The organism is Paenibacillus hamazuiensis, from assembly GCF_023276405.1.
Lineage (GTDB): Bacteria > Bacillota > Bacilli > Paenibacillales > NBRC-103111 > Paenibacillus_AF > Paenibacillus_AF hamazuiensis.
On the sequence record NZ_JALRMO010000001.1, the window covers coordinates 3394683 to 3420792 of the forward strand.

Consider the following 26110-nt stretch of genomic DNA (forward strand, 5'->3'; position numbering starts at 1 on the left):
CATGTTTAAAAAATCGGCACTTATCGCCGTTGTTATCGCCTTTGGCGCTGTCGCTTCCGGATGTACGGATCATCAGCAGCTGAAAAACGACCTGCTTCAAGCCGTCGCCAAGCAGCCGGATATGAAATCGTACCGCTTTGAAGGGAGCGTGGATTTAAAGCTGCAGCCCGATCTTAAAGACGCCGCCCCGCTGACCGCCACCTTCGTCGCAATGCTGAAAAATAGCCGGATTAACTGGAAAGGTGTTTCCAGCTCGGAGCCGCGGATGGAAGCGGATATTTCCGTGCAGCCCCAAGGCTCTACCGCCGCGTTCGATATCCCGGCGATTCTCAAAGACGGCAAATGGTATTTCAGCATGCCGCCGATCACGAAAAAAGACGAATTTCTCGTTATCGATATGGCCAAATTGAAAGGCGGCGACGGTAAAAATCTGCAGCAGGCCGGGGTATTATCCGCATCCATCGTCAAACAACTGCTGAACGGCATCGACGCCAAGTATGTAGAGCAGGCCAAAGATCCTGTCGTTTTGAAAGATAATACTTCAGCCAAATTGTATACGGTCGAGATGACCGATAAAAACGAGAAAACCTTATCCGCAGCGCTGAAAGGAACCGTTCCGGGCATCATGGACCTGCTCCGCACGAACGGCTGGCCCGATGCCAAGCTGAATGCGGACACGCTGGAATTGCATGCTCCAAGCCGTCTTTCGTTCGCCGTGGACAACCAGGGGTATATTCGCGAGCAAAAGATCAGCTTGTCCTTTTCCGTCAAAACGGGCGAAGGTACAGCCGACAACCATATCGACTTCGAGCAATTTGTGTCCGAAGTGAATCAGCCGCCATCGTTCCAAAAGCAGGTTCCGGCTCAGGCGAAGCCGTTTGAAGACATCCTGAAGCTGCTTTCTCCCGGCAAAAAGTAACATCCCTTCCCAAGCTGCACGATGCGGCATGGGAAGTTTTTTTTCGTATGGACATATTCCCCGAGGGAAAACTATCGGTACGCCGTAATTCATACAACCCGAGGTGAAAATGATGCCATTTGCCGAAGTCAACGGAACCCGGCTGCACTATCATGTGAAAGGTTCGGGTATTCCGATCGTTTTTATCCATCCTCCGCTGCTGAGCAGCCGAACCTTTACCTATCAGCAGGTGCAGCTTTCTTCCGAGTATAAAACCATTATATTCGATATACGCGGGCACGGCGAGAGCGCCCCGTCCGAAGTGCCGTTAACATATCCGCTTATTGCCGAAGATATGAAGCAACTGCTCGATTTTCTGGACATCCGGCAAGCCTACGTCTGCGGTTACTCAGCGGGCGGTTCGATCGCTCTTGAGGCAATGCTCGCCTATCCCGGCCGGTTTCGCGGCGGAATTTTAATCAGTGCCATGTCGGAAACGAGCGATTTGTACAATAAAACCGGTATCTGGCTTGCGACACAGCTTGCCCGGCTGGGTGCGTCCAAGCTTGTAGCCAAAGCCGTTACGTGGACCAACTCGGATATGCAGCTTACGCACACCAATTTGTACGAATCGGCCATTAAAGGTGATATCCGCAATCATGGCCAGTATTATAAATACAGCGGCTTTTACAACTGTACGAACCGATTGCGCGAAATCGAACAACCGATACTGCTGCTGTACGGCGAAAAAAATTCCGTCTTTTATAAATACGCCCGTTTGCTTCATCACAACTTGCGGAACAGCACGTTATATTTCTTAAAGGACGGCAAGCATCATCTGCCGACCAAATCGGCCGACTTGCTGAACGAATGCATCCATTCCTGGATTTCCGAACTGGAGGGCCGACCGGAAGAGAAACAGGTTCCTCACCATGCTCCGATTTTCGAAGAAACGGCTAACGAAGGGGAACAATTGGTTCACTAAGTTTTATCATTACGCAGCCCATTTTTCTGTCATGTTTTATCCCTGAATATGATAAGCTTATTATAAGTTTTTGTCCCTGTTTGCATGGGACAAGACATGGGGGAAGCTTTGGGGATGAAACTACGATACCGGGCTGCGGTTTTTTATTTGTTTATTTTTCTGGTAGCCGCGCACCCGCTTTACGCGGCGATTGAGACCGCCTCATCCGAAACGAATAATGTTTTACAAAAAGGACTTACACTGTATGAGATCGATCAGGAACTGGCCCGAATTCAGAAGCAGGAAGCGGAGCTGCAGCAAAAATTGGCCGACACCGAGCAGCGTATCCGTGAGCAGGAGGCTTCCGCCAAGCATACCCGACTACATGCCGGGCAAGTTTTGCGGGCTTATTATATGGGAGACCGCGATGCGGTATGGCTGCTTGTTTTTCATATATCTTCATTGTCCGATGCGCTGGCGACGCTCGATTATTTGCTGATGATCGTCGGCAACGACCGCCTTGCGCTTCAACGTTTTGCCGATGCGGTCCAGGAGCTGAATGCATTGAAAGGCAGCTTGCTGCAGTCGCAGCTTGCGCTGGCGCAAACGAAATCGAACTATATAACCCAAAAGGAACAAATGCTCGCGCTGCAAAAAGAGCTCGATCAGGAGCTGGCGAAGCTGTCCGAACCCAAACAGGCGCAAAAACAAATTGCGGATTTGACGAAGGACTGGCAGGAAAAAGGAGTTCCGCTCTTTCGCACGTATTTTCAGGCGCTTGCCGCTGCCATGAAGCAGCTGCCCGAGCTTGTAACGGCAAACGGAGGAAAAAACAACAACCTGATCATGAACGGATTAAATTATACGTTTCAAATGACCGATCAGGAGTTGAATACGTTTTTGCGGCAAAAAAATCCGCTTTTTGAAAATATGGCGTTCAAGTTTACCGGAGGTAAGGTCGTTGCGGAAGGAAAACACGACGATGTCGCCATCTCTATCAAAGGTCATTACTTGTTCGAACCTGAAAAAAACAGCAACACGATTCGGTTTGTTACCGATGAGCTCCAGTTCAACGCCTTCCAGCTTCCGTCCACGACGATCGCCGCTTTGGAAAAGGAGTTCGATCTTGGCATATATCCGCAAAACCTTGCCGCCTTTTTGCAAGTAACGGAAATGACAATGGAGGAAGGCAAGCTCAGCATCCAGCTGAAATTTAAATTTTAACCAAATACATAAAATTTGTCGGAGATGATTGGAATGGAACGCAAATACGCGTTGCTGATGAATATGCCGGATAACAAGCTGCCCGGATTTTACGCACAAATCGTAAAAGCGCTAGCCAACAAAGCCCCTTTGTTCGACCGCGACAAGGAGATGCTGATTTTCTCCGCGGAGCCGGATCGTGAGGCGGCAATCGGCATTATGCAACAGTACAAGATCGAACATGAAACGTTAGAGCTGCTTTTGCTTCCGGCAGGCACCGAGATGGCGCCGACCTTCTCGGATTTCGGCTTCGTCAGCCGTGCGGAGCATATTTACGTTTACGCAGAGCAAGCGGCATTGTTTCGTCTGGTGGAAATCGCGGGAGGAGAACCTGCGCAGGCGCTTCAGCAGATGGACGAGCATTTGCTGGCCCGCTGCGTAATCGACGGCGTCCCGGCATATGCCGTGGAGACGCATCTGCTTGAGCTGATGGAAGGAATCGCGAAGGCTTACGGCTGCGGTGTGGAGGTTATCAGTTAATGTTGTCGGGGTAACTCCTCAGTCGCACGAAACAGTTGGTTTAACCCCCTATTTGCAATCATAAAGGAACTGATGTTCGCTATTTTCGAATAAATGAACAAATCCGAAAAATAGAGGAACTGAGATGCGCTAAATCGGTGCAAAATGGCGTGAAGAGCAGCAAAACATGCAAATAACGCACTGGAGTTCCTTTAATTTTGGCAAATCGCTTAAAATGGCTATTTTAGCGCACTATAGTTCCTTTATGTCCCCAGGTATTTGGATAACCTTTCACGCACCCGTGCCCCGCGAGACAAATTGCCTCTTCTTTAGTCTAGAGAGCTTGAGCCCCTCTTTTCTTCCAGTTGACCAGATTATGACATAAAAAAGCGTAGTCCGGCGCCATGCTGTGCAGAGCACAGCGAGCGCCGGACACTTACGCGTTCACGAGGCACACCCTCTCACCGTCCACCTGACGCCAACCGTAAAGCGTGCCGGACATGAGATTTTTTGCCTGCAAGCAAAAAATCCATGTCTGGCAAACGCGAACTAGCAGGAAACACCCCCTCTTAAATCCGGGTCCAGGGCGGAGCCCTGGGGTCCCCTCCTCCGGAGGGGATTTAGGGGAGGGAATTTCTTTAGGGGTGGGAACTCCTTTAGGGGAGGGAAACTACAAGAGATCCGCCGCCAATTGCGCCAAATGCGAGCGTTCCCCGCGCTCCAACGTAATATGGCCGCTGACGCCCTGCTCCTTGAACTTTTCAACGACGTATGTCAGCCCGTTGCTCGATGCATCCAGGTACGGATGGTCGATTTGCTCGGGGTCGCCGAGCAGCACGATTTTGCTGCCTTCCCCGACGCGAGAGACGATCGTCTTGACTTCGTGTTTGGACAAGTTTTGCGCCTCGTCGATGATGATAAACTGGCCGGGGATCGAGCGGCCGCGAATATATGTGAGCGCCTCGACCTGAATGCTGCCGAGACCGGCCAATATTTTGTCGATGTCGCCCGTTTTTTTCGTATCAAATAAAAATTCCAGGTTATCGTAAATCGGCTGCATCCACGGACGCAGCTTTTCTTCTTTTTCACCCGGAAGATATCCGATATCTTTGCCCATCGGCACGACCGGCCTTGCGATCAGCAGCTTCTTGTATTTGCGCTCATCCTCGACCTTCATAAGCCCCGCGGCAAGCGTCAGCAGCGTTTTTCCGGTGCCGGCCTTGCCGGTCAGCGTGACCAGCGGGATGTCATCGTTCAGCAGCAGCTCGAGCGCCATGCGCTGCTGAGCGTTGCGGGCGGCGATACCCCAGACGGGCTCGTTGCTCAGATAAAGCGGCTCGAGTTTTTTCCCTTCCGCGTTTACCTTGAGCAGCGCCGATTTGGAGGTGCCGAGCTCGTCGCGCAAAATGACGAATTCGTGCGGGTGCAAAGCAAATCCCAAATTTAACGAATGGATACCTAAAAAGCGGTATGTGTAAAACTCGTCGATCACCGACGGGTGCACATGCAAAGTCAAGTACCCCATATATATATCCGTACCGCTGACAATGCGGTCGGTCAAATAATCCTGTGCAGGAAGCCCGAGAACGTCGGCCTTGATGCGGACGAGCGTGTCTTTGCTGACGATGATGACCGGTTTCGGCTCCTGTTTTTCCTTTTCCTCCAGATGATAATTTAAAGCAACCGCCAAAATGCGGTTATCGCTTGTGATTTCCCCAAATACATCCTGCAGCTTCGTAAAGCTCCGGTGGTTCAATTCGATTTTGAGCGTTCCGCCGTTATCGAGCGGGATTCCGTCATGAAGCCGCCCTCTCTCGCGCAGGCTGTCGAGCGTCCGGGAAATTTGCCTGGCGTTGCGGCCGAGCTCGTCGGCGTTTCTTTTTTTCGAATCGATCTCCTCCAGCACGATGGCAGGAATGATCACTTCATTATCCTCAAAGGCAAAAATCGAGTTCGGATCTTGTAAAAGCACATTGGTATCCAGAACATAAATTTTTTTCATATGAGTCCCCTCCTATGAGCTTTCCGGACAGGAAAGCTTGCCTCGTAAGCTTCTGCCGCGCTTTTCCGGTAAGATAGGCCTTCCAGTGTTTTGGTTATGTGCTTGCATATGTTGCAATATCCCAGGACAAACTAACCAAAGCAATTCAGGAATAGAAAGGAACGATGTGCGTTGAGGATGATCTTGTGCGTTATTCTGCTTTTGGCATTACTCGCGGGGTGCAATCAAGCAGCGAAACAGGGCGCTTCCCCCTCTCCGAACAATAATCAGGTTCAGGTGCAGCAAACCTCTCCCGAAAAGAAGCAAATTTCAGACCCTACGGCCGTTGCAAATCATCTGGAGCAGCTTGCAACGAATGTGCCGAGAGTGGAGAGCGCCAATTGTGTGGTGTTCGGCAATACCGCCATCGTCGGAATCAATGTGGCTCCGGATGTCGACCGTGCGCAAATAGGCACGATCAAATATTCGGTGGCGGAAGCGCTTCGCAAAGATCCTTACGGTGCAAACGCAATCGTAACAGCAGATATGGACCTCGGGCAGCGCATCAAAAATATACGGGATAAGGTGATGAACGGACAGCCCGTCAGCGGGTTCACCCAAGAGCTCGGAGTCATCATCGGCCGAATCGTCCCGCAAGTTCCAAGCGATGTGCCAAACGCCCCGCAAAACCCGAAAATGGGTGATCCGGGTTTATAAAAGAGACGCGCCAAACACCAAAAAGTGACAAAAAAAGCCTATGACTGCAAAGTCTAGGCTTTTTTCATCGCGTCGAACACCTGCGTGTCGAGCTTTTCAGCCGCACGCTTGTCGTACGTTTTTTCATATTCAGGCGCAACGGAAATCCGCGAGCCGTAAAACATCGCATCGCGTACCGCGGTGATATCGATGTCGAAGCATGCCAGCTTGAATGGCACGCCTTCCAGCGCTTCGGCAACCTGCCGGGCATTGCCGTAAATGGCATGAACCGAGCCTTCGCCGATGAACGTCAGCGTGACAAGCCGATTTTGCGCAATATTCGTCACAATGCGGGAACGCTGGTCGATGGCAAAGCGAACCGTTCCCGGATCCTTGGCAAACAGCCAGGAAATCGCGTTCACGCTGGGCGCTCCGCTTTCATGATCGATGGTGCTGAGCAGCGCAAAAGGTTCCTTTTGCAGCGCGGAAAATAATTGCTCCGAAAGAGCTGTGACTGTTTCAGCCATTGAATCTCCTCCTGAAAACCGGCTTCGCAAAGCAGTCGGTGTGCTGCATCATGTTGTTTTGAAAATAGGCGGTTCTTACTTAAAGTATACCACATATGCTGCCAAGCAGCTACCGACGAATATGTACACCTCGGTAAATTGGGCTTGTAAAAGCAGGAACACTCCCTTCACCTGATATATCTATATTTTATCGCCAGGTGAAACGAGTTATGTCAATCATTGTATTTCGGATTTGAATTAATATCCGCGAGCAGTTGGTCCACCAGCTCCCTGTCGAAAAACTGCGTTTTGCGCTTGCCGTCCGCCTCGTAGCGCACATGGTACATCGTCTCGTCCACGCGCTCTACGCCAAATTCGCTCAGATGATGGTCCTCCCGCAAAATCGTTTCGAAGAAATCGAGCGTTTCCTTGGCTGCGTTATCGTCCTTGCGTGCATCCGAAACGACCTTGATCTGCAGCCAGTTAAACAGCGCATCCTGCAAATTCATTTTTCAGCCCCCATCCTCTCTGAGCAAAATCACCTGAAACCCCGCTTCAAACCAGCCGAGCATCAAACCGAGCCATTCCCCAAGCGGGTTTACCCAAGTGTCCGGTTCCAGTGCCCGGCGGCATAACATCTCCCCTTCCGAAGCGGCTAGCAGCCGGTCCATAAACGCTTCTGCACAGTGGGACAGCTTAAGCGCCGCTTCCACTTCGGCAAAACAAATATCCTCGCCGTTCCCCAGCTCGAAAGGCAGCTCATCGACGCCACATTGCAGGATGGCTTCGTCGCTGAGCAGCAAATTCGCTTTAAACATGGGGAGAAGCCGAGGGTGAACCTCATGCAGCTTCTGCCGAAAAAGCTCGGCCTCGCGGGAAGGCTCCAGCACCGTCCGTTCTTTTCCGAATAAAACCCCGGCGGACGTCGCTCGAACCGGAGTGAGCCAGTATGCCGGCATGCCGCGTCCCTCCTACTGCTTATTCGTACGGCCTGCGATCCAGTAGCGGATGCGGACGATCAGCATCATCGCGACGGCGACGGCGAGGCTCGGAATGATCGGCAGCCTGGCGTCGATTTGAAATACGAGCAGCAGCAGCGAACCGACGCCGAGCATGATGTAAACGATCAAATCTTTGAGCAGCGGCAGCTTGCGCGTGCGAAACACTTTATTGTACACGTAAGTAACCAGCACATAAATAAGAATAAACGTAATCCACGGATGTTCTCCGAACCAATCGTACACCGCCATTCATCCTCTCTTTTCATATACAGCTTTCATCTTACACCAAACGAGGGGCAAAAAAAAGAAGCGCCGGCACGAACCGGCACCTCATCTATCGATTTTGCGTCAAATTGTCCGTTTGCACGGGCATGTATTCCAACGATTATGCGTTCGCTTCCGCCATCTTGCGGTGCTTCTCCGCACGTTCCCGCTCGCTTTTGTTCAAAATTTTCTTGCGCAAGCGGACCGATTTTGGCGTAATTTCGCAATACTCGTCGTCGTTCAAATATTCGAGCGCTTGCTCCAAAGAGAATATACGCGGCGTTTTCATGCGCACCGTCTCGTCTTTGGTCGCCGAGCGAATGTTCGTGAGCTGCTTTTCCTTGCAAATGTTGACGATGATGTCGGTATCGCGGTTATGTTCGCCGACGATCATGCCTTCGTACACTTCCGTACCCGGCTCCAAGAACAGAATGCCGCGGTCTTCGATCGACAAAATGCCGTACAGCGTGGAGGTGCCGTTTTCGCTGGAAACGAGCACGCCTTCGTGGCGTCCGCCTACGCCGCTGCCCGCATAAGGGCCGTAGCTGTCGAACGCGTGGTTCATGACGCCGTAGCCGCGGGTCAAGGTCAGGAAATGCGTGCGGTAGCCGATCAGGCCGCGCGCCGGAATCAAAAACTCCAAGCGAACGTTGCCGGACCCGTTGTTGATCATGTTGACCATTTCCGCTTTGCGCGTACCGAGGCTCTCCATCACCGCGCCCATGCTGTCTTCGGGGACGTCGATAATAAGCCGCTCGATCGGCTCCATCTTCTGCCCGTCGATTACGCGGATAATAACCTCCGGCTTCGATACTTGCAGCTCGAAGCCTTCCCGGCGCATATTTTCGATCAGGATGCCGAGATGCAGCTCGCCGCGGCCCGATACGATAAACGCATCCGGGCTGTCGGTATCTTCGACGCGCAGAGACACGTCGGTTTCGAGCTCCTTGTAAAGTCGCTCGCGCAGCTTCCGCGACGTCACCCATTTGCCCTCGCGGCCGGCAAACGGGCTGTTGTTGACAAGGAACGTCATCTGCAGCGTCGGCTCGTCGATTTTCAGCACCGGCAGAGCTTCCGGATTCGCGGGATCAGCAACCGTTTCGCCGATGTTGATTTCTTTAATGCCGGCAATCGCTATGATGTCGCCCGCTCCGGCTTCTTCGATCTCGATGCGCTTCAGCCCCTGGAAGCCGAACAGCTTCTCGATGCGCGCCTGCTTCATGCCGCCTTCTCGGGTCATGACGGCAACAGGCTGGCCTTGACGGATTTTGCCGCGATTCACGCGGCCGATGCCGATGCGGCCCAAATATTCGTTGTAGTCCATCAAAGTCACCAAGAACTGCAGCGGCTGCTCCATATCTTCTTTCGGAGACGGAATATGGCTGATGATCGTTTCGTAGATCGCCTCCATGTTGGCATCCTGCTTCTCCGGATCAAGGCTGGAGGTGCCCATGAGAGCCGATGCGTAAACGACCGGAAAATCAAGCTGGTCGTCGTTCGCGCCGAGCTCGATGAATAGGTCGAGCACCTCGTCCACCACTTCCGCCGGTCGAGCGTTCGGGCGGTCGATTTTATTTACGACGACGACCGGAGTCAAGTTTTGCTCGAGCGCTTTGCGCAGTACGAACTTCGTCTGCGGCATCGTGCCTTCGAACGCGTCGACGACGAGCAAAACGCCGTCCACCATTTTCATGATCCGTTCGACCTCGCCGCCGAAGTCGGCGTGCCCCGGCGTATCGACTATATTGATCAAATAATCTTTATATCGAATCGCCGTATTTTTGGCCAAAATCGTAATGCCGCGCTCCCGCTCCAAATCGTTGGAGTCCATAGCCCGCTCCTGTACCGCTTCGTTTTCACGGAAAGCGCCGGATTGTTGAAGCAATTTATCCACGAGTGTTGTTTTCCCGTGGTCGACGTGCGCGATAATCGCGATATTTCGTATATGATCTCTCGAATGCATTGCAGATGTATCCCCTTTGTATGATTTAACTCCACCTTCGTACTATACGTGCATTTTTCGCAAAAAGCAAGGAATTTAGCCAAATTTAACGCCGATTTTACACGTCACCACGTGCCCGAACGGCGCATGATCAGTACGATCCCGGCCGCCAGCAGCCCTATTGCGATAAAGTAAACGCCAAGCTTGAGCAGCAGGGTCATGCAGAACAAAGCGGCGGAAACGATCGCCAGCACCATCGCTGCGGTCAGTACTCCCCGGGGAGCGTAACGGTCATACAAATGCAGCTCGTACAGACCGACGGCCACGCCGAAAATAAAACCGGGCCACAAGTATGCCATCAAATGCCAACTGAACAAATTGCAGACAAAAAAGATAACCGAATAAGTGACCAGGATGCCTCCCGGGATCAGTACGGGCGCCGGGAGCACCTTGCCGAAAAAAAGCATATGCAGCGCCGCCCCCGCGGCAAAAATCAGCAGCGGCCACAGCAGCCAGCCCAAAAAATGAAAGACCCCGAGCTTTCCTAACAGTAAAATGACGGCGATTGCGACGAGCACGATGCCGAGCGAATACCGATTATTAGACATCATTCCTCACCCTTTTCGGACAAAATGAAATTTCAACGGCCTTTTCAAGTAGTTTATCCGAATATGCGAAAAATTGCCAGAGAGGGCCCTCGAGTGAAGCCCCAAGAGCCCCGGACCCGCCCGCAGTAGCATGGCTTTTTTACCTCCGGGTAAAAAGCCTATGCCCCGACACGCTATACTTTTGCAGGGCAGTCGATGATACGCCAATCAAAAACGCCTGTCCCTCAGCGGGACAGGCGTCGTTTACGTTCAAGCATGCTTCGGAGGTTTGCCGAAGGCGAATTTTTTGATCAGTCCGGCAGCGATGACGATGACGGTTGTGATGACCGGCAGTACCCAATGCACGGTATGGGAATTGTGGAAGAGGAAGTCCATGACCGGCGTATCCTTGACAAACATCTCTCCCGCGGTATAACCGAGGATCCCTGCTCCGATGTAAACGAGGATCGGGAACTTGTTCAGCAGTTTCATCACCATCGTGCTGCCCCAAATAATGATCGGGATGCTGAGACCTATACCCAAAATAATGACGGCCAAGTTGTTGTTCGCCTTGGCGGCGATCGCGAGAACGTTGTCCAGACTCATCACAAAGTCGGCCATGATGATCGTGCCGATCGCTTTGCCGAGTGTAGACGCTTCCTTTACGTTTGCGTGACCTTCATCGTCAATCAGCAGCTTGATCGCGATCCAAATGAGAAGCAGCGATCCTGCGGCCTGAATGAACGGCACCTTAAGTATATACACCGCGATGACCGTCAGCACCAGGCGAAGCGCGATCGCTCCGAAAGCCCCCCACCATACTGCCTTGGTACGCTGATGCGCGGGCAAATTTTTGCTTGCCAGTGCGATGACGACGGCATTATCGCCGCTGAGCACAATGTTAATAAGCATGATTTGCAAAAAAAGCAAAAACCAATCCAACATGTGATCCTCTTCCTCCCGAAAGCTTCAATTATAAAAGTGTCCTTACGCTGCCAAAGGCTCATTCTCATTTCTACGCGGACAAGCGGCAAAGGTTTCATAATTCACTAAAATAATTTTTCATAAGGATCGGGTAGTTCTGCCCCGATCGTAATTACTTCGGTTTTGCGCACCGTCTCGGCGATCATTTCCGGCAGCCAAGGCAAATTTCGCTCAATGCCTTCCACGACGCGCAGGCTCGGATTCGTGCTCGGCGACGGCGGGAGAAAGATCGTACAGCAGTCTTCGTGCGGCAAGATCGAAATCGGATACGTCCCGATTCGCTGTGCAATATCGATAATATCCTGCTTATCTTGAAAAATCAGCGGCTGAAGCACAGGGATCGCCACCGCTTGTCCGATCGCTTTAAGGCTGGCCATCGTCTGGCTCGCAACCTGCCCCAAGCTCTCACCGGTTACAAGCGCGTCCGCCCCGCTTAGACCCGCAAGCTGCTCCGCGATCCTGAACATCGTTCTGCGCATGATCGTAATCAGCAAGTTTTCGTTATAATCTTGGACGAGCCGGGTTTGTATATCGGTAAAAGGAACCATGTGCAGCTTGATCGTGCCTCCGTAGTCGGCCAACCTGCGGACGAGATCCTGCACTTTTTGCTGGGACCGCTCGCTCGTATACGGAAAGCTGTGAAAATGAACCGCCTCGATTTCAAGCCCCTGCTTCATCGCGAGCCAGCCGGCCACAGGGCTATCGATGCCGCCGGAAATCATCAGCATTGCCTTGCCGTTCGAGCCGAGCGGAAACCCGCCCGTTCCCTGCGTCACCTGTGAGTACACGAAAGCCCGGCCCTCGCGAATTTCCACGCGGATGTCGGCTTCCGGACGATGCACATCGACGCTGAGCCCCGGCACCGACTGCAATATGTACCCGCCGACAAGCCTGTTCATTTCCTGCGAGTCGTAAGGGAACGATTTATCCGCCCGCCGCGTCGTTACCTTGAACGTTTGCGGAGGCGGGGTTTGCTGCCGGAACAAGGCGAGCGCGAGTTGACGGATCTCTTCGATCTCCGGTTCTACACTGAAAGCCGGGCTGAACGAGCCGAGGCCGAACACTTTGCGCAGCTCTTCGGCCACCGGCTCGTAGGTTTGCCCGTTTAACGCGATATATATGCGGCCGAACTCCAACTCGAGTTTGACGGTTCGATACGGCTTCAGCACCCGCCGAATATGGCTGATTACTTTTTTTTCAAAACGGTGGCGGTTGCGCCCCTTTAAAGTAAGCTCCCCCAACCGCACAACAATAAGATCCGGTTTCATGACTACCTCCGCCCCGGTTTTGTGGCTGTTGGCGCAAGCTGCTTCACGACTTGCCGGAGCGCCCGCAAAAACGTTTCCGCATCGCTTTTCGTATGCTCCAAGCCGTAGCTGATGCGCAGCCCGCTGATCGAACGCTCGCGCGGGCAGTCCATCGCTACAAGGACACGGCTTGGTTCCGCCTCGCCCGAAGAGCATGCCGACCGCGTCGATATGTAAATATCATGCTGTTCTAAAGCATGTACCACAACTTCCGACTTCATACCCGGGTATGAGAAATGAACGATATGCGGAGCCATATCTTCTTCCTCTTCCGAACCGTTAACGACCAGTTCGGGGATGTCTTTTATCCCTTGCACGAGAAGCCTTCTAAGCTCTCGCGTGTTTGCGTAGAATGCCGGCCTCCTCTCGTGCGATAAGCGGGCAGCCTTGGCCATGCCGACAAGAGCGGGCACATTTTCGGTGCCCGAGCGCAGCCCCTGCTCCTGTCCGCCTCCGAGCAGCAGCGGTTCAAGCTCGAGTCCCGAGCGGCAGTACAGGAAGCCGACTCCTTTGGGACCGCGAAATTTATGGGCCGAGCAGGCCATCAGGTCGATGCCGAGCTGCTTCGGCTTTACATCCAGCTTCCCGTAGGCCTGCACACCGTCCACATGAAAAAGCGCTTTCGGATAACGCTGCAGCAGCCTGCCGATCCGCTCGATCGGCTGGATCCGCCCCATCTCGTTATTTACGAACATGACGCTGACCAAAATCGTCTCCGGGGTCAAGCTGTTTTCCAGCTCTTCCAAACGAACCTGCCCCGTTTCGTCGACCGGCAAATACGTGACGCGAAAACCTTCCGACTCGAGCTTCCGATAGGTTTCGTACACGGAAGCATGCTCGATCTGCGTCGTAATGATATGGTTGCCGCGCTGCTTAAAGCGCCGTACCGCTCCTAAAATAGCCAGCGTATTGCTTTCCGTGCCGCTTCCGGTAAAAACGATTTCCTGCGGGCTGACCTCCAGCGTCTGCGCTATCGTCTCCCGGGCTCTGGCCACCAGCGCTTCAGCTTCCACGCCGAGCCGGTGCAGCGACGAAGGGTTTCCGTAATGCCGCTTCATCACTTCCGCTACCGTATCGGCCACTTCCTCATAGGGCGGCGTCGTGGCCGCATAATCGAAATAAATCAACGGCGATTCCCCCCTGATACAATGCCTGTAAATTGCAAAAAGAAAAGAGACCTGTTATAAGCCTCTTTTCATTAAAGCTTAAAAACGGTCTCAAGACAAGCCCGCTGTGTAGTTTTGCTTCAAACCGAGCACCCGCCGAACATAATGCCGCGTCTCCTCCGGCAGCATGTGAAGCTTGTCCATCATCTCGCGATCGCTGCTGACGCCAAGCCGGTTAACGCGGCCCGAACCGGCGTTGTATGCAGCGAGCGCCATGCCTTCGTTCCCGTTATATTTCACCAGCAAATTAGCCAAATATTGCGTTCCGGCATTGATGTTTTGCTGCGGGTCGAAGGAATCGGTCACTCCGAATCCTTGCGCGGTTCCGTCCATCAGCTGCATCAGCCCTTTAGCGCCGGCTCGCGATACGGCCCGCGGATTAAATGACGACTCCGCTTCGATCACTGCTTTCACGAGGCTGGAAGGGACGCCGTACTGCCGGCTGGCTTGCTGAATATACGCTTCGTAATCCACCCGTTTGCCTGACGCGTATTTGCCGGCATCCTGTGCACCGTCCTGCGCATCAAACATAAAAGGACTTATGCCCGGCTTAAACGCGGTTCTTGCTGCTGCGGACGAAGCCTTAGCCGTATCGCCGGTCGCTCCGGAAGTGGACGTAGTTCCCATCAACTCCTGCAGCATCCCGGCAAAATCGGAGGTTTCCGCTTCCTCTCCCGCCGCGGCGCCGCCCGACAACAGACTCGATTTACCGAGCAGCTCGAGCTGCAGCAATTCTTTCATGATCCTTGGATCGACGTTCATGAATCGTTCTCCTAAGTCAAGAAGTATGTATATGGCTATTGTACACTCTATTTCCGCACAGAACCAGTCCTATCTTTGCAAATAACGCAAAAACCGCCGTCAACACGATTTTGACGACGGTCTTTTCTTTTTAAGCATATAGCGGTACAAGCAAAAAATAACCTGCCAATGATATAAGTCCGATCACGATCGACCAAACGCCAAGCGCCCGGCTCCCCTGCACGAAGCTGAAAAATCCGAGCAGCGTTGCGGCGGAACCGAGTAAAGCCGGCGCGAAAAACAATGAGAGCAGCGCGAGCACAAGCGCGAAATACCCCATCGCCCGTCCGCCAGGTCTAACATAAGACTGTTCGACGTTTTCCTGTGTCGTTACCGGAACGCGGTTTACGATAAGAGGCGGAGCCGCTTCAGCTGCAAATTCGGCATCCTCTTCCCGTTCAAGTCCCGCTTCCCTGCGGATTTGGTCCCTTTGGTAAGCCGGCGGCCCGCTTTTCTCCCGATCCGGATCACGCTCGTCCAAAAAGTTTTGGCTCATTTGCGTTTTTTCGGCTCAAACGTTTTGCAGCAGGTAACGCGAGAGCTGGAAGCCGTATCCTGATGCACATCGTTAAAGTCTTCCCCGGCGAATTCTTCTGTAAATCCCGCATGCTGGTCGATCTCGATCATGATCTGGTCTGCGCCGCAGCGGTTCCCCTGCGCCCAATATTCGCAGTTGGCCACACTGCATTTCACCAATGGCTTATCCATGCTTCATCACCCCATTAACAATGTTCCCGTATCAGGGGGGCGATTATTCTGCCACCTGCTGGCGATAAAGCACCAGAAACATCGCATGGGACCACAGCAGCGGAATCGCCGGATGCCCCCAACGTTTCATCCAACCCTCATACGCTGCTTGATCGGCATATTGCGAAGCCTGCTCCGGCAGTCGGCCCAGTTCGTCAGATTGGTCCACAATCCAGTGGAGCGCCTTATCCGCTTCGTCCGTATTGCCGGTTTTCAGCTGCACCCAGCCGTGCCAAGCGGTGAGCAGCAGCCACTCCCCGCCGCCGTAATAGGTATCTCCGGCGTACCTGCGGATGCCGCCTCCCGGCCCTTGCAGCTCCGCTTTTATCATTTCTATCGTTCGTTTCATCGCCGGTTCTTCCGGACCAAATATGGAAAAGGGCACGGCAAGCCAAAGCAAGCTGGCATCGACGCCGGTATTGCCTTGCATGAAGCCGCCCTGCCCGTCGTGGCGAAAATTTTTCACAAAATGCCCGTCGTGAACCGCGTGCGCGAGCAGCAGCTTCCTGATGTCCTCGCATGTTTGCCCGAGATCGGGCCGGCCGAGCCATTTTTCAGCTGCCTTAAGCCCTCCGTAAATGCAAGCAAGCGTTGACGGATGCAGGCTGTCGCCGTGTTCTTCCCAGCAGTCGAAATTCGGCATCATCCAAAAAGCCTGCAAATAATCGGCCGTCGCTTCGATCGTTTCGCGGAATTTTTCAATCAATCGGTCGTTTCCGGTACGCCCGACATGTTCGGATAACCCCCAAAGCCATGTGCCGTAACCGTCAAGCTGAAAATGGCCCCATTCGGAATAATCCTCTCCTCCGCCCAAATGATACCTCGCGTTCAAATAATCGTTTTGCGGAATGAACTGATGTTCGCGGTGTCTTTGCAAAAGCGTGCGGATTTGCTCCTTTTTCCCGCCGACTACCCGGTCCACCCATTCGTAAAACTTTAAGGCGCTGTCGTGTTCACCGGAGCAATCCATCGCATAAGCGATAAACGTGCCGTCCCGCAGCCAGGAGTAGCCATAGTGCAAAAACATCGGGCACGCGACATAACTTCCGCTCGGATGCTGGTTCAGCTTAATGATTTGAATGCTGCGCTCCACCAACTGCCGCAAACGATTCATGATTCCGCCCCCTCAATATAACCCCGTAAAAATGAAAAGAGACGCCTATGCTTAGCATCTCTTTTTTAATCATTGTTGGCATGGGCACAGAGGATTATACTTTCTCGCCCTGCATTCTTTTTTGCGTGATGTAGTCCGTTTCATAATAAGAGAGGTCTTCGCGAAGCTCTTCGAAAATTTTCGAAAGTTCTACAGTCAGGTTGCGCACATCGCGGGCCGGCTTCTTGCGGAAGCGGATCGCATCCTGCCCGGTATAAGCGTAACGGCCGTCTTCGGAATAACATTCGTTTTTCGGATAAAAGAAATTGTTCACACAGCTGTGGTACACCTCATACAGCACCTTTTCCGCATACTCGACATTGAAAGTCGGGCGGCGCAGGCTGACGCCCAGTTTCTCATAAGCGACCTCGCTGAATACGAGCAAATGCCGCGTATCCGAAAGATAACCCTTATAAAATTCTTCCATCGCTCCATCGTTTTCCGAGTTCAACTCTTGCAGCGAATGCTGGTTCAAAAACTGCTCCATTTTCGAAATGGCTTCTTTCAGCTTGGCTCTCGTCGTTTCGCAGACGTTTTTCACGTTATGCACAGCCATGTCGGTAAGACCTCCTCTGCCTCTTGAAAAACTTTTTTTATTACCTTCATCCTACCACAAATTATTAGCAAAAGTAACTCCGTAAAAAAGATTAGACGATTGTGAATGTTTCGACGAATTCATTTGACCTTCATGTAAAACACATGCATGGAAAAAAGTGTGGCGATAAACATCAGCCGAAAAAGGGGATTCTATCCGTAAACGATTTACGGCTTTGCCGAAGGAGGCTTCAGCCTGTGAATAAAAGCAAATATGTTTGGACTTTCCTTGCCGTCCTTGCCGGAGGGGTGCTTCTTTTTCCGCGGGGGGAGCAGCAGATGAAACCCGAAACCGTAACCCCTGCGGCGGAGTTAAAGATGAAAGAAGCGACATTATCGCAGGACGTGGCTTTAACCGATGAATTGTGCCGCAACCAATGCAGCCTCAGCTTCCAAAATACGCTGTCGCATATCAAGGCGAACGCGGACGTGAAGTCCGCACTGCAGCAGCTTCAGCAGGAGCATCCTCATATGCAGCAGCTGATTTATTCCCGTGCCGGGCAGACGCTGGACAAAGGCATATCGGTCGGAAAGCTGGACGAAGCGGTCAGCGCCAAGGTGCGCCCGTATATGGACTCTGCCAAATACAATGCCGATGTAGGCACGGGCTTCAAATCACCGCCGGTTAACGTGCTGGATCACACCTATTTTGTCATCGGCGAACCGACCGGTGACGGCTCGTCGATCGTCGGGGTTGTGCAGCAGACGATTTTGAAGGAAGTAACCGAACATCAGCGTAAAAACTTGCGCCTCATCCCCTATCCATCGGAAAACAGGTTCAATGTCAAATCGGTGGATGCCGATACGCTTCGCGACCTTAAGGTCGATCATCCGGAGGACAACGAAGGAGCTAGCCATTACCACGCGAACGAAATCGTCGTCCGTTTCCGAAATACCCCATCGGAAGCGGATTTGACGAAAATTCAGACGGAAATCCGGGCGAGCGGTCACCGCAAGCTCGGCTACACGTATGTTTTCGATTCGGCCCATATGGAAGCGAAGCAGCTTATGGACTATTTCCGCAAATGGGATGTCGTTTATGCCGAACCGCATTTCCTTTATTTGACCAACGATTTGCCGCAGACGTCCGCCAATACGGACGATTCGGTTTTTGTGCCCAACGATGTTTTGTACAGCAGGTACCAATGGAATTTGCCTTTAATTGAAACGGAAAAAGGCTGGTCCTTGACCAAGGGTTCCCAGGACGTCGTCGTGGCCGTGGTGGACACCGGAGTGGATTTGAACCACCCGGATTTGAAAGACCAGCTTGTATCGGGACTCAACGTCGTCTCTCCCGATTCGCCGCCGCAGGATGACGTAGGCCATGGAACCCACGTTTCCGGTGTCATCTCGGCGCTTGTTAACAACAATCTCGGCGTAGCCGGCATGAGCTGGTACAACCGCATTATGCCGGTTAAAGTGCTTGATTCCAGCGGCGCGGGAAGCACCTATTCCGTCGCACAAGGCATCATTTGGGCAACGGACCACGGAGCCAAGGTGATCAACATGAGCCTGGGCAACTATGCCGACGCACAGTTCCTGCACGATGCGATCCGCTATGCGTTTGACCGCGATGTGGTGCTGATCGCGGCAAGCGGCAACGATAATACGGACAGGCCGGGTTACCCGGCGGCTTATCCGGAAGTATTTGCCGTAGCCGCCACCGATTCGCAAAAAAATAAAGCCAGCTTTTCCAACTATGGAGACTACATCGATGTCGCTGCACCCGGCGTCAGCATCGCCAGCACGTTCCCGCATAATCAATATGCCGCGCTGTCCGGTACATCGATGGCAAGTCCGCACGTGACCGCCTTGGCGGCACTGATCCGTTCGGCGAATCCGCAGCTGAAAAACACGGAAGTAATGGACATTATGCGCCAAACCGCCCAGGATCTCGGGCCGCAGGGCAAAGATACGTATTACGGTTATGGGCTGATCGATGTCGTTAAGGCGCTGGAAAGCGCGAGCCAGAACAACTCGTCGCTGGCGAACTGGCCGCAGCAAACGCAGCGTTTGTTGGAGAAAATCATCGGCCGGTATACGGGGGGGACCCCCTAAATCGGCGGGCTCCCCCTAAATTCCCCCACCGGGGGGACCCCAGGCGCTCGGGCGCCCTGGACCCGCCCGCAGGAGGGAGCGCTCGCTTCTAGTCCGCGTTTGTCGGGGCCTCGCTTCTTTCGAAGCTTTGGCTCCTCTACGCTTAACTTTTCTGCATGGTCTAGTGAGCTCCTGTGTGCCTCTTGCTCGCGTCTGTCGGAGCCTTGCTTCTATTGAAGCATCGGCTCCTCTACGCTTAACTTTGTGCGATGGCTTGTTGAGCTCCTCTATGCCTCTTGCTCGCGTCTATCGGGGGCCTCGTTTCTTTCGAAGCTTTGGCTTTGACACTCTTAACCTCTTCCTCTTTGAGGAAGAGGTACCACCGAAAAAAGCCAACAACCGATTAGAGGTTGTTGGCTTTTTTCGGTGCGTGTTCTAAAACACGCACAAAGTGCTTGGTTGTGAGAAGTTTGCCGTAAGCCGGGTTCTGTACTTCCAGTGGTCATAACGGGTACCACCCTCCCACCGTTGAAGCGACAATCATCTATCTAGGCGAACCATTGCTGATCCGCTCAAGCGACCAACCCGAACGCGCCCCGGGCAGAGGCTGCCGCTTGATGCGGCTGCGTTCCATTAGGTCTTGCTCCAGATGGGGTTTACCAGGACATATGTCACCATACCTCCTCGTGGTCTCTTACACCACGGTTCCACCCTTGCCTGTACGCCATGCAGCGCCATCGGCGGTCCATTTCTGTGGCACTATCCTTCAGCTCGCGCTGACTGGACGTTATCCAGCATCCTGCCCTATGGAGCCCGGACTTTCCTCTCGCGGTGTCACCCGCCAGCGATTGTCTGTCAAACTTCTCATTCGCAAAAGCCAGTATATCAGGACTGGCGGCAAAACACAACAGCAAATGCTTCCTCGCTTGCCTTTACAAGAACTGGAACGGTTCCGTATTTACCTGCGACGGGATAACCGCTGTTTTGTACTTTTGCTCGGCGAGCTGTTTCTGTAAATAATCGGCAACGCTGGCTTTCATGATTTTTTCAATATTGTGGCCGGGATCGATCAGCGCAAGTCCCGCAGCAAGTGCATCGTGTGCGGTATGATAATCGATATCGCCTGTGACAAGCACATCAGCGCCGGCAAACAGCGCATGCCGCACATAGCGGCTGCCGGAACCGCCCAATACGGCGACTTTTTTCACCGGACGGTTCAAATCTCCGACCACTCGGGCGGCAGGGACGTCAAATGCGGCTTTGACGCGTTCCGTCAGCTCGCGCAAAGTGACCGGCTCACCCAGCTTGCCGACGCGGCCCAGACCGAAAGTACGGCCGTTCAGGTCCATGGGGTACAAGTCGTAGGCGACTTCTTCATACGGATGCGCCTTCAGCATCGCTTGAACCACTTTGCGCTCGATGCCGGACGGTACGACCGTTTCCAAACGGACTTCGTTCACTTTTTCCAGCTTGCCCGGCTTGCCGATATACGGATCCGTTCCTTCCTGCGGCAAAAACGTTCCTGTCCCTTCAATGTTGAAACTGCAGTGGCTGTAATGTCCGATCCATCCGGCTCCGGACGCAAACAAAGCTTGCTGCAGCTTTTCGTGATGATCCTCCGGAACGAACACAACCAGCTTTTTCAGCTTCTCCGTATGTACGGCTTCGAGGTGGGTTAGTCCTTTTAAACCTAAAGCTTCGGCCATTAAGTCATTGATTCCGCCGTCCGCAACGTCCAGATTCGTATGGGCGATGTATACCGCGATATCGTGTTTGATCAGCTTCTCGTACAGCTTGCCGGCGGGAGTATCCGTTTGCAGATGCGCAAGCGGCCGGAAGATGATCGCATGGTGGGCGATGATCAGGCCCGCCTGCTCGCGAATCGCTTCGTCCACAACTTCCTCCGTCACGTCGAGGGCGACCAGCACCTTATTGATATCCTTTTGCAGCGTACCGAGCTGAAGCCCGATTTTATCGTCCGGTACCGCATAATGTTTCGGAGCGAGCCGCTCCATTATTTGAATAACGGTTTGTCCTTTTGCAAACAACGGAGCACCTCCCTGATTTCGTTCATCTCTTCTCTCAGCTCATGTTCTTTTTCGCGGGATGCCGGCAAATTCGATTTGCCGAGCTGCCGGCAAATCATCTCCATTTTGTCCAGTTCCAGCTCCCATTTTTTAAACCAAACGTCCACGGGGCGTTCCACCAGATAAGGCCCCATTTTCACGAGCCTGCGCCGCGACAAACGTACGCCTCCAATCATTCTCGGCTCATACAATCGATCGTTCGAAACGACTGCGGCTTTTTCCGGAACGGCGCATAAAATCTCGTAAATTTTCCCGTCTTCCTCCAGAATGTGCTCTTCCGTCAAGGACCAATGGTTGGCGATAAGCCATTCTCTGACTTGATCCTCACCAACGTTCGGCTGCAAAATCAGCCTATTAACGGAAAATAACTTGGAACGGCCCGCTTCCAATATGGAGGCGATCAAGCTCCCGCCCATCCCGGCGATCGTCACCACACCGACCTCGCCCTCGCTAACGACCTGCAGCCCGTTGCCGAGGCGCGCCTCCACAACATGCCTTACGCCCGCTTCATGGATTTGCTTGTCTGCCGCATGAAACGGGCCTTCGTTTACTTCGCCGGCTATGCCGAACGCGATGATCCCCCGCTCGGCCAAATAAGTTGGCAGCAGCGCATGATCCGACCCGATATCCGCGATCCGGCTTCCCGGCGGGACGAGATCGGCGATCGTTTGCAGCCGCTTTGACAATTTGATCATTAAACAACCCACTCAGTCCATTTTTTTCGTAACGAGAACAATAAGATGCCCGCAAGTATTATTTTACCCATGAGCGACAGCTGTATCAATTCTTGCCCCAAAGCCGCCGGGTACATCAAACCGTATAATTCCGGCATGAACCAGACGATACAGCTCAAGAGCAGAAATACGATGCCCGTCTGCTTGCTTTTTTGCTGAATGAGCCAGCCGATCCACGCAAAGAGGAAGCTCAGCGGAACCCAACTCAGCTGGAGCGCGCCCCAGCCCGCCCCGTCCAGCCGATGATGCAGCAGCCAGCCGTAAGCGAAGACAAGGCCGACCCAGCCGCAAAGCTGGAAGATGGCAAGTCTTGCGGCAAGACCGGAAGCAACCCAAACGATGCTGCAAAACGTTACATATAAAACCGTCATCGTTGGAGTGTTCAAACCTCGTTCTTTAAGCAAAAATAACCCGATAAACAGCAGAAACAAAGAGGCGACGCCGAACATCGCATATGCGATAAGCGGTGTTTTCTCGCGGTTTAACGCACCTATAATATAACATACGACAAGAAAAACGATCGATATCCCCATTTGCAATGGAAAATCAAAAGAGTTAAAATTGAGAGCAGTAAAGGAAATAACAGCCATTAATCCAAAAATAATCATCCATATTTTCCAGTTACTGTTTTTGATGGAGGCTGGGGATATGCCGAACATGCCGCCGTCGATCGGCTTTTCCGAACGGTCCTCCAAATACAAATTCAGCAAAAAATCGCAATAATGCTCGGGGAGCAGCTTGCTTCTTCGCCAGTGCTCGATTTCCCGGATTAAAATTTTCCTTTTCTCATCCATTCTATGGTTCACCTCAAGGTCGAAATGCAAATATATTTTCCAGTTTATAAGGTTTATCGGCCCCGGTGAAACAAAAAATTAGACCTATCTGCAGATTAACGCAGAAAGGTCACGGAAGTACAAGCTTTTTTATTCTAAAAAGTCTTTCAGCCGTTTGCTCCGGCTCGGATGTCTAAGCTTTCGAAGCGCCTTCGCTTCGATCTGGCGAATCCGCTCGCGCGTAACCCCGAACACTTTGCCTACTTCCTCCAGCGTTCGCGTACGGCCGTCATCAAGGCCAAAACGAAGCCGCAGCACGTTTTCCTCACGTTCGGTAAGCGTATCGAGCACATCCTCCAGCTGCTCCTTGAGCAGCTCATAGGCAGCCGCATCGGCAGGGGCGAGCGCCTCCTGGTCCTCGATAAAATCCCCCAAATGCGAATCGTCTTCTTCTCCGATCGGCGTTTCGAGCGAAACCGGCTCCTGCGCGATCTTCATGATCTCTCTGACTTTGTCCGTGCTCAGGTCCATTTCCTTGGCGATCTCTTCCGGCGTCGGCTCGCGTCCAAGCTCCTGCAGCAGCTGGCGGGAGACGCGAATAAGCTTATTGATCGTTTCCACCATATGTACCGGAATCCGGATCGTTCTTGCCTGGTCGGCAATCGCGCGGGTTATGGCCTGACGAATCCACCATGTGGCGTACGTACTGAATTTGAAGCCCTTCATATGGTCGAATTTCTCGACCGCCTTGATCAGACCCATGTTACCTTCCTGGATCAGATCGAGGAACAGCATTCCCCGGCCTACGTATCTCTTTGCAATGCTGACAACCAAACGAAGATTTGCCTCCGCCAGCCGGCGTTTGGCCTCTTCGTCCCCCTTTTCGATTCGCTTCGCCAAATCGATTTCCTCATCCGCGGAGAGCAGCGGAACCCGGCCGATTTCCTTTAAATACATGCGGACAGGATCGTTGATTTTAATGCCGGGCGGGAGCGACAGATCATCGTCGAAGTTGAATTCGTCGTGCTCCTGATCGCCTCCGAGCACAGGATCCTCGTCATCGGATTCGTTCCCCACATCGATGCCGAGCTCCGAGAGCTGCTCGAAAAATTCATCAATTTGTTCGGGATCCTGATCGAACGGCGCCAATTTCTCCATGATGTCTTTGTATGTCAGGGACGAGCGCTTCTTTCCTTGCTCGATCAGTTGCTCCTTGACCTGCTCCAGGGTCAATTCCGTCTCTATTTCTGTGCGCTGATCGTTCGCCATTTCCTAGCTCCCTCCTCCCTAGAAAGTTACGTAAGCGGCCTGGTCTTACGACGATTTCAGCTGTTTTCCTAGGGTTATAATCTCTAAACCAATTCTTGCGGCCAATAATACATCTCCTGAACGTTCCGCCCGGATCTGCTCTTCTTTCTTTCGCTTCATTTCTTCCTGGAGATAGTGGTTTTTCACTTGCCGGATGTAATCGTCGATGACTTTTTCGCTGGTGGCATGGCTTACACCGATATCGGCAATGTAGCTCGCTGTGCTTACCAGTCCGTCATCCTGCAGCATAGAAATATACGCGCTGACATTCGGCTCGTTACCCTGTGCATAATACGAGTATAAGTAAGCAGCCAACGCTGCATGAGCTTCCACGTGAAATTGTCCGCCTAAATGCCGCTCCACATAATGCGCCACTTCCCGGTCGTGCATCATCACGGCCAGCAATTTTTGCTCCGCATTATGGTAAGCGGGGAATAAAGCTTGAGCCCGCTGCGTCACGGGTCCATTATTCATAACATTATTCCACGGTTTGTCGTTATTATCCCCATGATTTTTGTTTTTTTCCATCTGAAGCCGGATTTCATTTAAGTTCTGCCAAAGAGCTTCGTACGTATAATGAAATTCCGAGGATAATTCCTTCACATAATGCTCCCGATCAACGGGCGATGCGACGCCGGCGATGATCTTCAGTGCATGCTGGATATAGCGTAGCTTTTCCCCATCCTCCTGCAGCTTGTAATTTTTGCGAAAATAAAGAAGTTTATATTTGATCGACGGCACGGCAGCATCGATGATCTCCCGCGCAAATCGTTCAGAACCATGCAATTTGACGTATTCGTCCGGGTCCAGACCATCCGGCAGCAGAGCTACCTTGACGTGGCATCCGGCTTTTTCCAAAATCGCGATGCTTTTGTAAGCGGCGTTTTGTCCTGCGCTGTCCCCGTCGTAGGCGACGACCACATGCTCGGCGTTGTTGCGGATGATCTTCGCATGCTCGTCGGTGAGTGCCGTCCCCATGGTGGCGACGCCGTTTTCAATACCGGCCTCCCACGATTTGATCACGTCCATGTATCCTTCCAGCAGGACAAGCTGCTGAGCTTTGCGGATGTGTGGGCGGGCCATGTGAAAATTGTACAAATTCCGGCTTTTGTTAAAAAGCATCGTCTCCGGGCTGTTCAAATATTTCGGCTGCGCATCTCCCATCGCGCGCCCGCCGAAGGCGATCACATGCCCTTTGGCGTCGCAAATCGGAAACATGATGCGGTCGCGAAATTTGTCGACATACCCGCTGCCGTCCTGTTTGGCGCTGAGCAGCCCACCTCGCTCCATCAAAACGAGATCGTATTCGCGTTTTTGCAGCAGCTGGGCGAGCGTATCCCACTTGGGAGGAGCGTAGCCGATTTGAAACGTATCGATCAGCTTATCCGTCATGCCGCGGGACTTCAGGTAGTTCATCGCCGCCTTGCCTTCGTCGGTATTTTTCAAAATATACTGATACAGCTTGGCGGTAAACTCGTAAGCTTGGAGCAGCGCCGTTTTTTCTTTGTTTTGCCTGACGCCTTCCTCGGTTGTTTCCGTCTCGATACCGAGAACGATGCCCGCTTCCTTGGCCATTTCGCGCACCGCTTCACCGAAGCTGTAGCCTTCCACGCCCATCAGAAAATGAATGGCGCTGCCTCCCGCACCGCAGCCGAAGCAGTGAAAAATTTGCTTCTCGGGCGTAACCGTAAACGAGGGCGTCTTTTCCGAATGGAACGGGCAAAGGCCTTTCAGGTAATGTCCTTGCTTCGTAAGATGGACATATCGACCAACCACATCAACGATGTCATGGTGTTTGAGGACAGCTTCGATCACTTCGTTAGGAATGCGTCCGTTACTCATCCTATCCACCTTCATT

The 26110-nt window shown here is 52.7% G+C and carries 26 protein-coding genes and 1 other RNA gene; 6 read left to right on the top strand and 21 right to left on the bottom strand.

Features of this window, described 5'->3' with window-relative positions; all coding sequences use genetic code 11:
• Nucleotide 1 precedes the first annotated feature (1 nt).
• The 4 genes from MYS68_RS15025 (at nt 2) to MYS68_RS15040 (ending at nt 3605) form a co-directional block, all read left to right on the top strand.
• Nucleotides 2–919: a hypothetical protein gene (locus MYS68_RS15025; RefSeq protein WP_248926623.1), complete on the top strand. Its 918-nt coding sequence runs from the start codon at nt 2–4 to the stop codon at nt 917–919.
• A 109-nt stretch (nt 920–1028) separates the two neighbouring features.
• A complete protein-coding gene (locus tag MYS68_RS15030) occupies nt 1029–1883 on the top strand; it encodes an alpha/beta fold hydrolase (protein ID WP_248926624.1) in 855 nt (284 codons plus the stop codon).
• Nucleotides 1884–1997: 114 nt separating this feature from the next.
• Nucleotides 1998–3086: a hypothetical protein gene (locus MYS68_RS15035; protein ID WP_248926625.1), complete on the top strand. Its 1089-nt coding sequence runs from the start codon at nt 1998–2000 to the stop codon at nt 3084–3086.
• A gap of 33 nt (nt 3087–3119) precedes the next feature.
• Nucleotides 3120–3605 carry a hypothetical protein gene (locus MYS68_RS15040; RefSeq protein WP_248926626.1) on the top strand — a complete coding sequence of 162 codons (486 nt, stop codon included), beginning with the start codon at nt 3120–3122 and terminating at the stop codon, nt 3603–3605.
• A gap of 649 nt (nt 3606–4254) precedes the next feature.
• Here MYS68_RS15040 and MYS68_RS15045 read toward each other — a convergent pair.
• A complete protein-coding gene (locus tag MYS68_RS15045) occupies nt 4255–5586 on the bottom strand; it encodes a PhoH family protein (protein ID WP_248926627.1) in 1332 nt (443 codons plus the stop codon).
• Nucleotides 5587–5763: 177 nt separating this feature from the next.
• On the opposite strand from MYS68_RS15045, the gene MYS68_RS15050 reads away from it, so the two are divergent.
• Nucleotides 5764–6282 (top strand): YhcN/YlaJ family sporulation lipoprotein, encoded by a 519-nt coding sequence (locus MYS68_RS15050; RefSeq protein ID WP_248930916.1) that lies wholly within the window; start codon nt 5764–5766, stop codon nt 6280–6282.
• A gap of 53 nt (nt 6283–6335) precedes the next feature.
• On the opposite strand, the gene MYS68_RS15055 is transcribed toward MYS68_RS15050, so the two are convergent.
• The 14 genes from MYS68_RS15055 to MYS68_RS15120 form a co-directional block, all read right to left on the bottom strand.
• A complete protein-coding gene (locus tag MYS68_RS15055) occupies nt 6336–6788 on the bottom strand; it encodes a pyridoxamine 5'-phosphate oxidase family protein (RefSeq protein ID WP_248926628.1) in 453 nt (150 codons plus the stop codon).
• Between the two features lie 212 nt (nt 6789–7000).
• The gene (locus MYS68_RS15060) at nt 7001–7276 is read right to left on the bottom strand and encodes a hypothetical protein (protein WP_248926629.1); all 276 of its coding nucleotides are present in this window, start codon (nt 7274–7276) and stop codon (nt 7001–7003) included.
• A 3-nt stretch (nt 7277–7279) separates the two neighbouring features.
• Nucleotides 7280–7726 carry a hypothetical protein gene (locus MYS68_RS15065; protein ID WP_248926630.1) on the bottom strand — a complete coding sequence of 149 codons (447 nt, stop codon included), beginning with the start codon at nt 7724–7726 and terminating at the stop codon, nt 7280–7282.
• Nucleotides 7727–7738: 12 nt separating this feature from the next.
• The gene (locus MYS68_RS15070; protein ID WP_248926631.1) at nt 7739–8011 is read right to left on the bottom strand and encodes a YlaH-like family protein; all 273 of its coding nucleotides are present in this window, start codon (nt 8009–8011) and stop codon (nt 7739–7741) included.
• A gap of 142 nt (nt 8012–8153) precedes the next feature.
• Nucleotides 8154–9995 (bottom strand): translational GTPase TypA, encoded by a 1842-nt coding sequence (gene typA, locus MYS68_RS15075; protein WP_248926632.1) that lies wholly within the window; start codon nt 9993–9995, stop codon nt 8154–8156.
• A gap of 104 nt (nt 9996–10099) precedes the next feature.
• Nucleotides 10100–10585, bottom strand: coding sequence for a hypothetical protein (locus MYS68_RS15080; protein WP_248926633.1), 486 nt, complete (start codon nt 10583–10585; stop codon nt 10100–10102).
• Nucleotides 10586–10831: 246 nt separating this feature from the next.
• A complete protein-coding gene (locus MYS68_RS15085) occupies nt 10832–11506 on the bottom strand; it encodes a TerC family protein (RefSeq protein ID WP_248926634.1) in 675 nt (224 codons plus the stop codon).
• 104 nt (nt 11507–11610) lie between these two features.
• On the bottom strand, nt 11611–12813 hold the full coding sequence (gene thiI / locus MYS68_RS15090; protein ID WP_248926635.1) for a tRNA uracil 4-sulfurtransferase ThiI: 1203 nt from the start codon (nt 12811–12813) through the stop codon (nt 11611–11613).
• A gap of 2 nt (nt 12814–12815) precedes the next feature.
• Complete coding sequence (locus tag MYS68_RS15095) at nt 12816–13979, bottom strand: cysteine desulfurase family protein (protein ID WP_248926636.1); 1164 nt, start codon at nt 13977–13979, stop codon at nt 12816–12818.
• 90 nt (nt 13980–14069) lie between these two features.
• The gene (locus MYS68_RS15100) at nt 14070–14780 is read right to left on the bottom strand and encodes a lytic transglycosylase domain-containing protein (protein ID WP_248926637.1); all 711 of its coding nucleotides are present in this window, start codon (nt 14778–14780) and stop codon (nt 14070–14072) included.
• A 130-nt stretch (nt 14781–14910) separates the two neighbouring features.
• Entirely contained in the window at nt 14911–15300 is a 390-nt protein-coding gene (locus MYS68_RS15105) for a hypothetical protein (RefSeq protein ID WP_248926638.1), read from the bottom strand.
• Nucleotides 15301–15311: 11 nt separating this feature from the next.
• A complete protein-coding gene (locus MYS68_RS15110) occupies nt 15312–15527 on the bottom strand; it encodes a DUF1540 domain-containing protein (RefSeq protein WP_248926639.1) in 216 nt (71 codons plus the stop codon).
• A 43-nt stretch (nt 15528–15570) separates the two neighbouring features.
• The gene (locus tag MYS68_RS15115) at nt 15571–16680 is read right to left on the bottom strand and encodes a glycoside hydrolase family 15 protein (protein WP_248926640.1); all 1110 of its coding nucleotides are present in this window, start codon (nt 16678–16680) and stop codon (nt 15571–15573) included.
• Nucleotides 16681–16774: 94 nt separating this feature from the next.
• Nucleotides 16775–17275 carry a YpuI family protein gene (locus tag MYS68_RS15120; RefSeq protein ID WP_248926641.1) on the bottom strand — a complete coding sequence of 167 codons (501 nt, stop codon included), beginning with the start codon at nt 17273–17275 and terminating at the stop codon, nt 16775–16777.
• A 236-nt stretch (nt 17276–17511) separates the two neighbouring features.
• On the opposite strand from MYS68_RS15120, the gene MYS68_RS38845 reads away from it, so the two are divergent.
• On the top strand, nt 17512–19371 hold the full coding sequence (locus MYS68_RS38845) for a S8 family peptidase (protein ID WP_248926642.1): 1860 nt from the start codon (nt 17512–17514) through the stop codon (nt 19369–19371).
• Nucleotides 19372–19811: 440 nt separating this feature from the next.
• On the opposite strand, the gene rnpB is transcribed toward MYS68_RS38845, so the two are convergent.
• The 6 genes from rnpB to dnaG form a co-directional block, all read right to left on the bottom strand.
• Nucleotides 19812–20214, bottom strand: an RNA gene (gene rnpB / locus MYS68_RS15130) — RNase P RNA component class A.
• 68 nt (nt 20215–20282) lie between these two features.
• Entirely contained in the window at nt 20283–21398 is a 1116-nt protein-coding gene (locus MYS68_RS15135) for a Nif3-like dinuclear metal center hexameric protein (RefSeq protein ID WP_248926643.1), read from the bottom strand.
• A complete protein-coding gene (locus MYS68_RS15140; protein ID WP_248926644.1) occupies nt 21365–22132 on the bottom strand; it encodes a tRNA (adenine(22)-N(1))-methyltransferase in 768 nt (255 codons plus the stop codon). The genes MYS68_RS15135 and MYS68_RS15140 overlap by 34 nt, the downstream gene beginning before the upstream one ends.
• Nucleotides 22132–22965 (bottom strand): hypothetical protein, encoded by an 834-nt coding sequence (locus MYS68_RS15145; protein ID WP_248926645.1) that lies wholly within the window; start codon nt 22963–22965, stop codon nt 22132–22134. Before MYS68_RS15145 ends, MYS68_RS15140 begins: the two co-directional genes overlap by 1 nt.
• A gap of 129 nt (nt 22966–23094) precedes the next feature.
• Entirely contained in the window at nt 23095–24213 is a 1119-nt protein-coding gene (gene rpoD, locus MYS68_RS15150) for an RNA polymerase sigma factor RpoD (RefSeq protein ID WP_248926646.1), read from the bottom strand.
• Nucleotides 24214–24258: 45 nt separating this feature from the next.
• Nucleotides 24259–26094 carry a DNA primase gene (gene dnaG, locus MYS68_RS15155; protein ID WP_248926647.1) on the bottom strand — a complete coding sequence of 612 codons (1836 nt, stop codon included), beginning with the start codon at nt 26092–26094 and terminating at the stop codon, nt 24259–24261.
• Between the last annotated feature and the right edge of the window lie 16 nt (nt 26095–26110).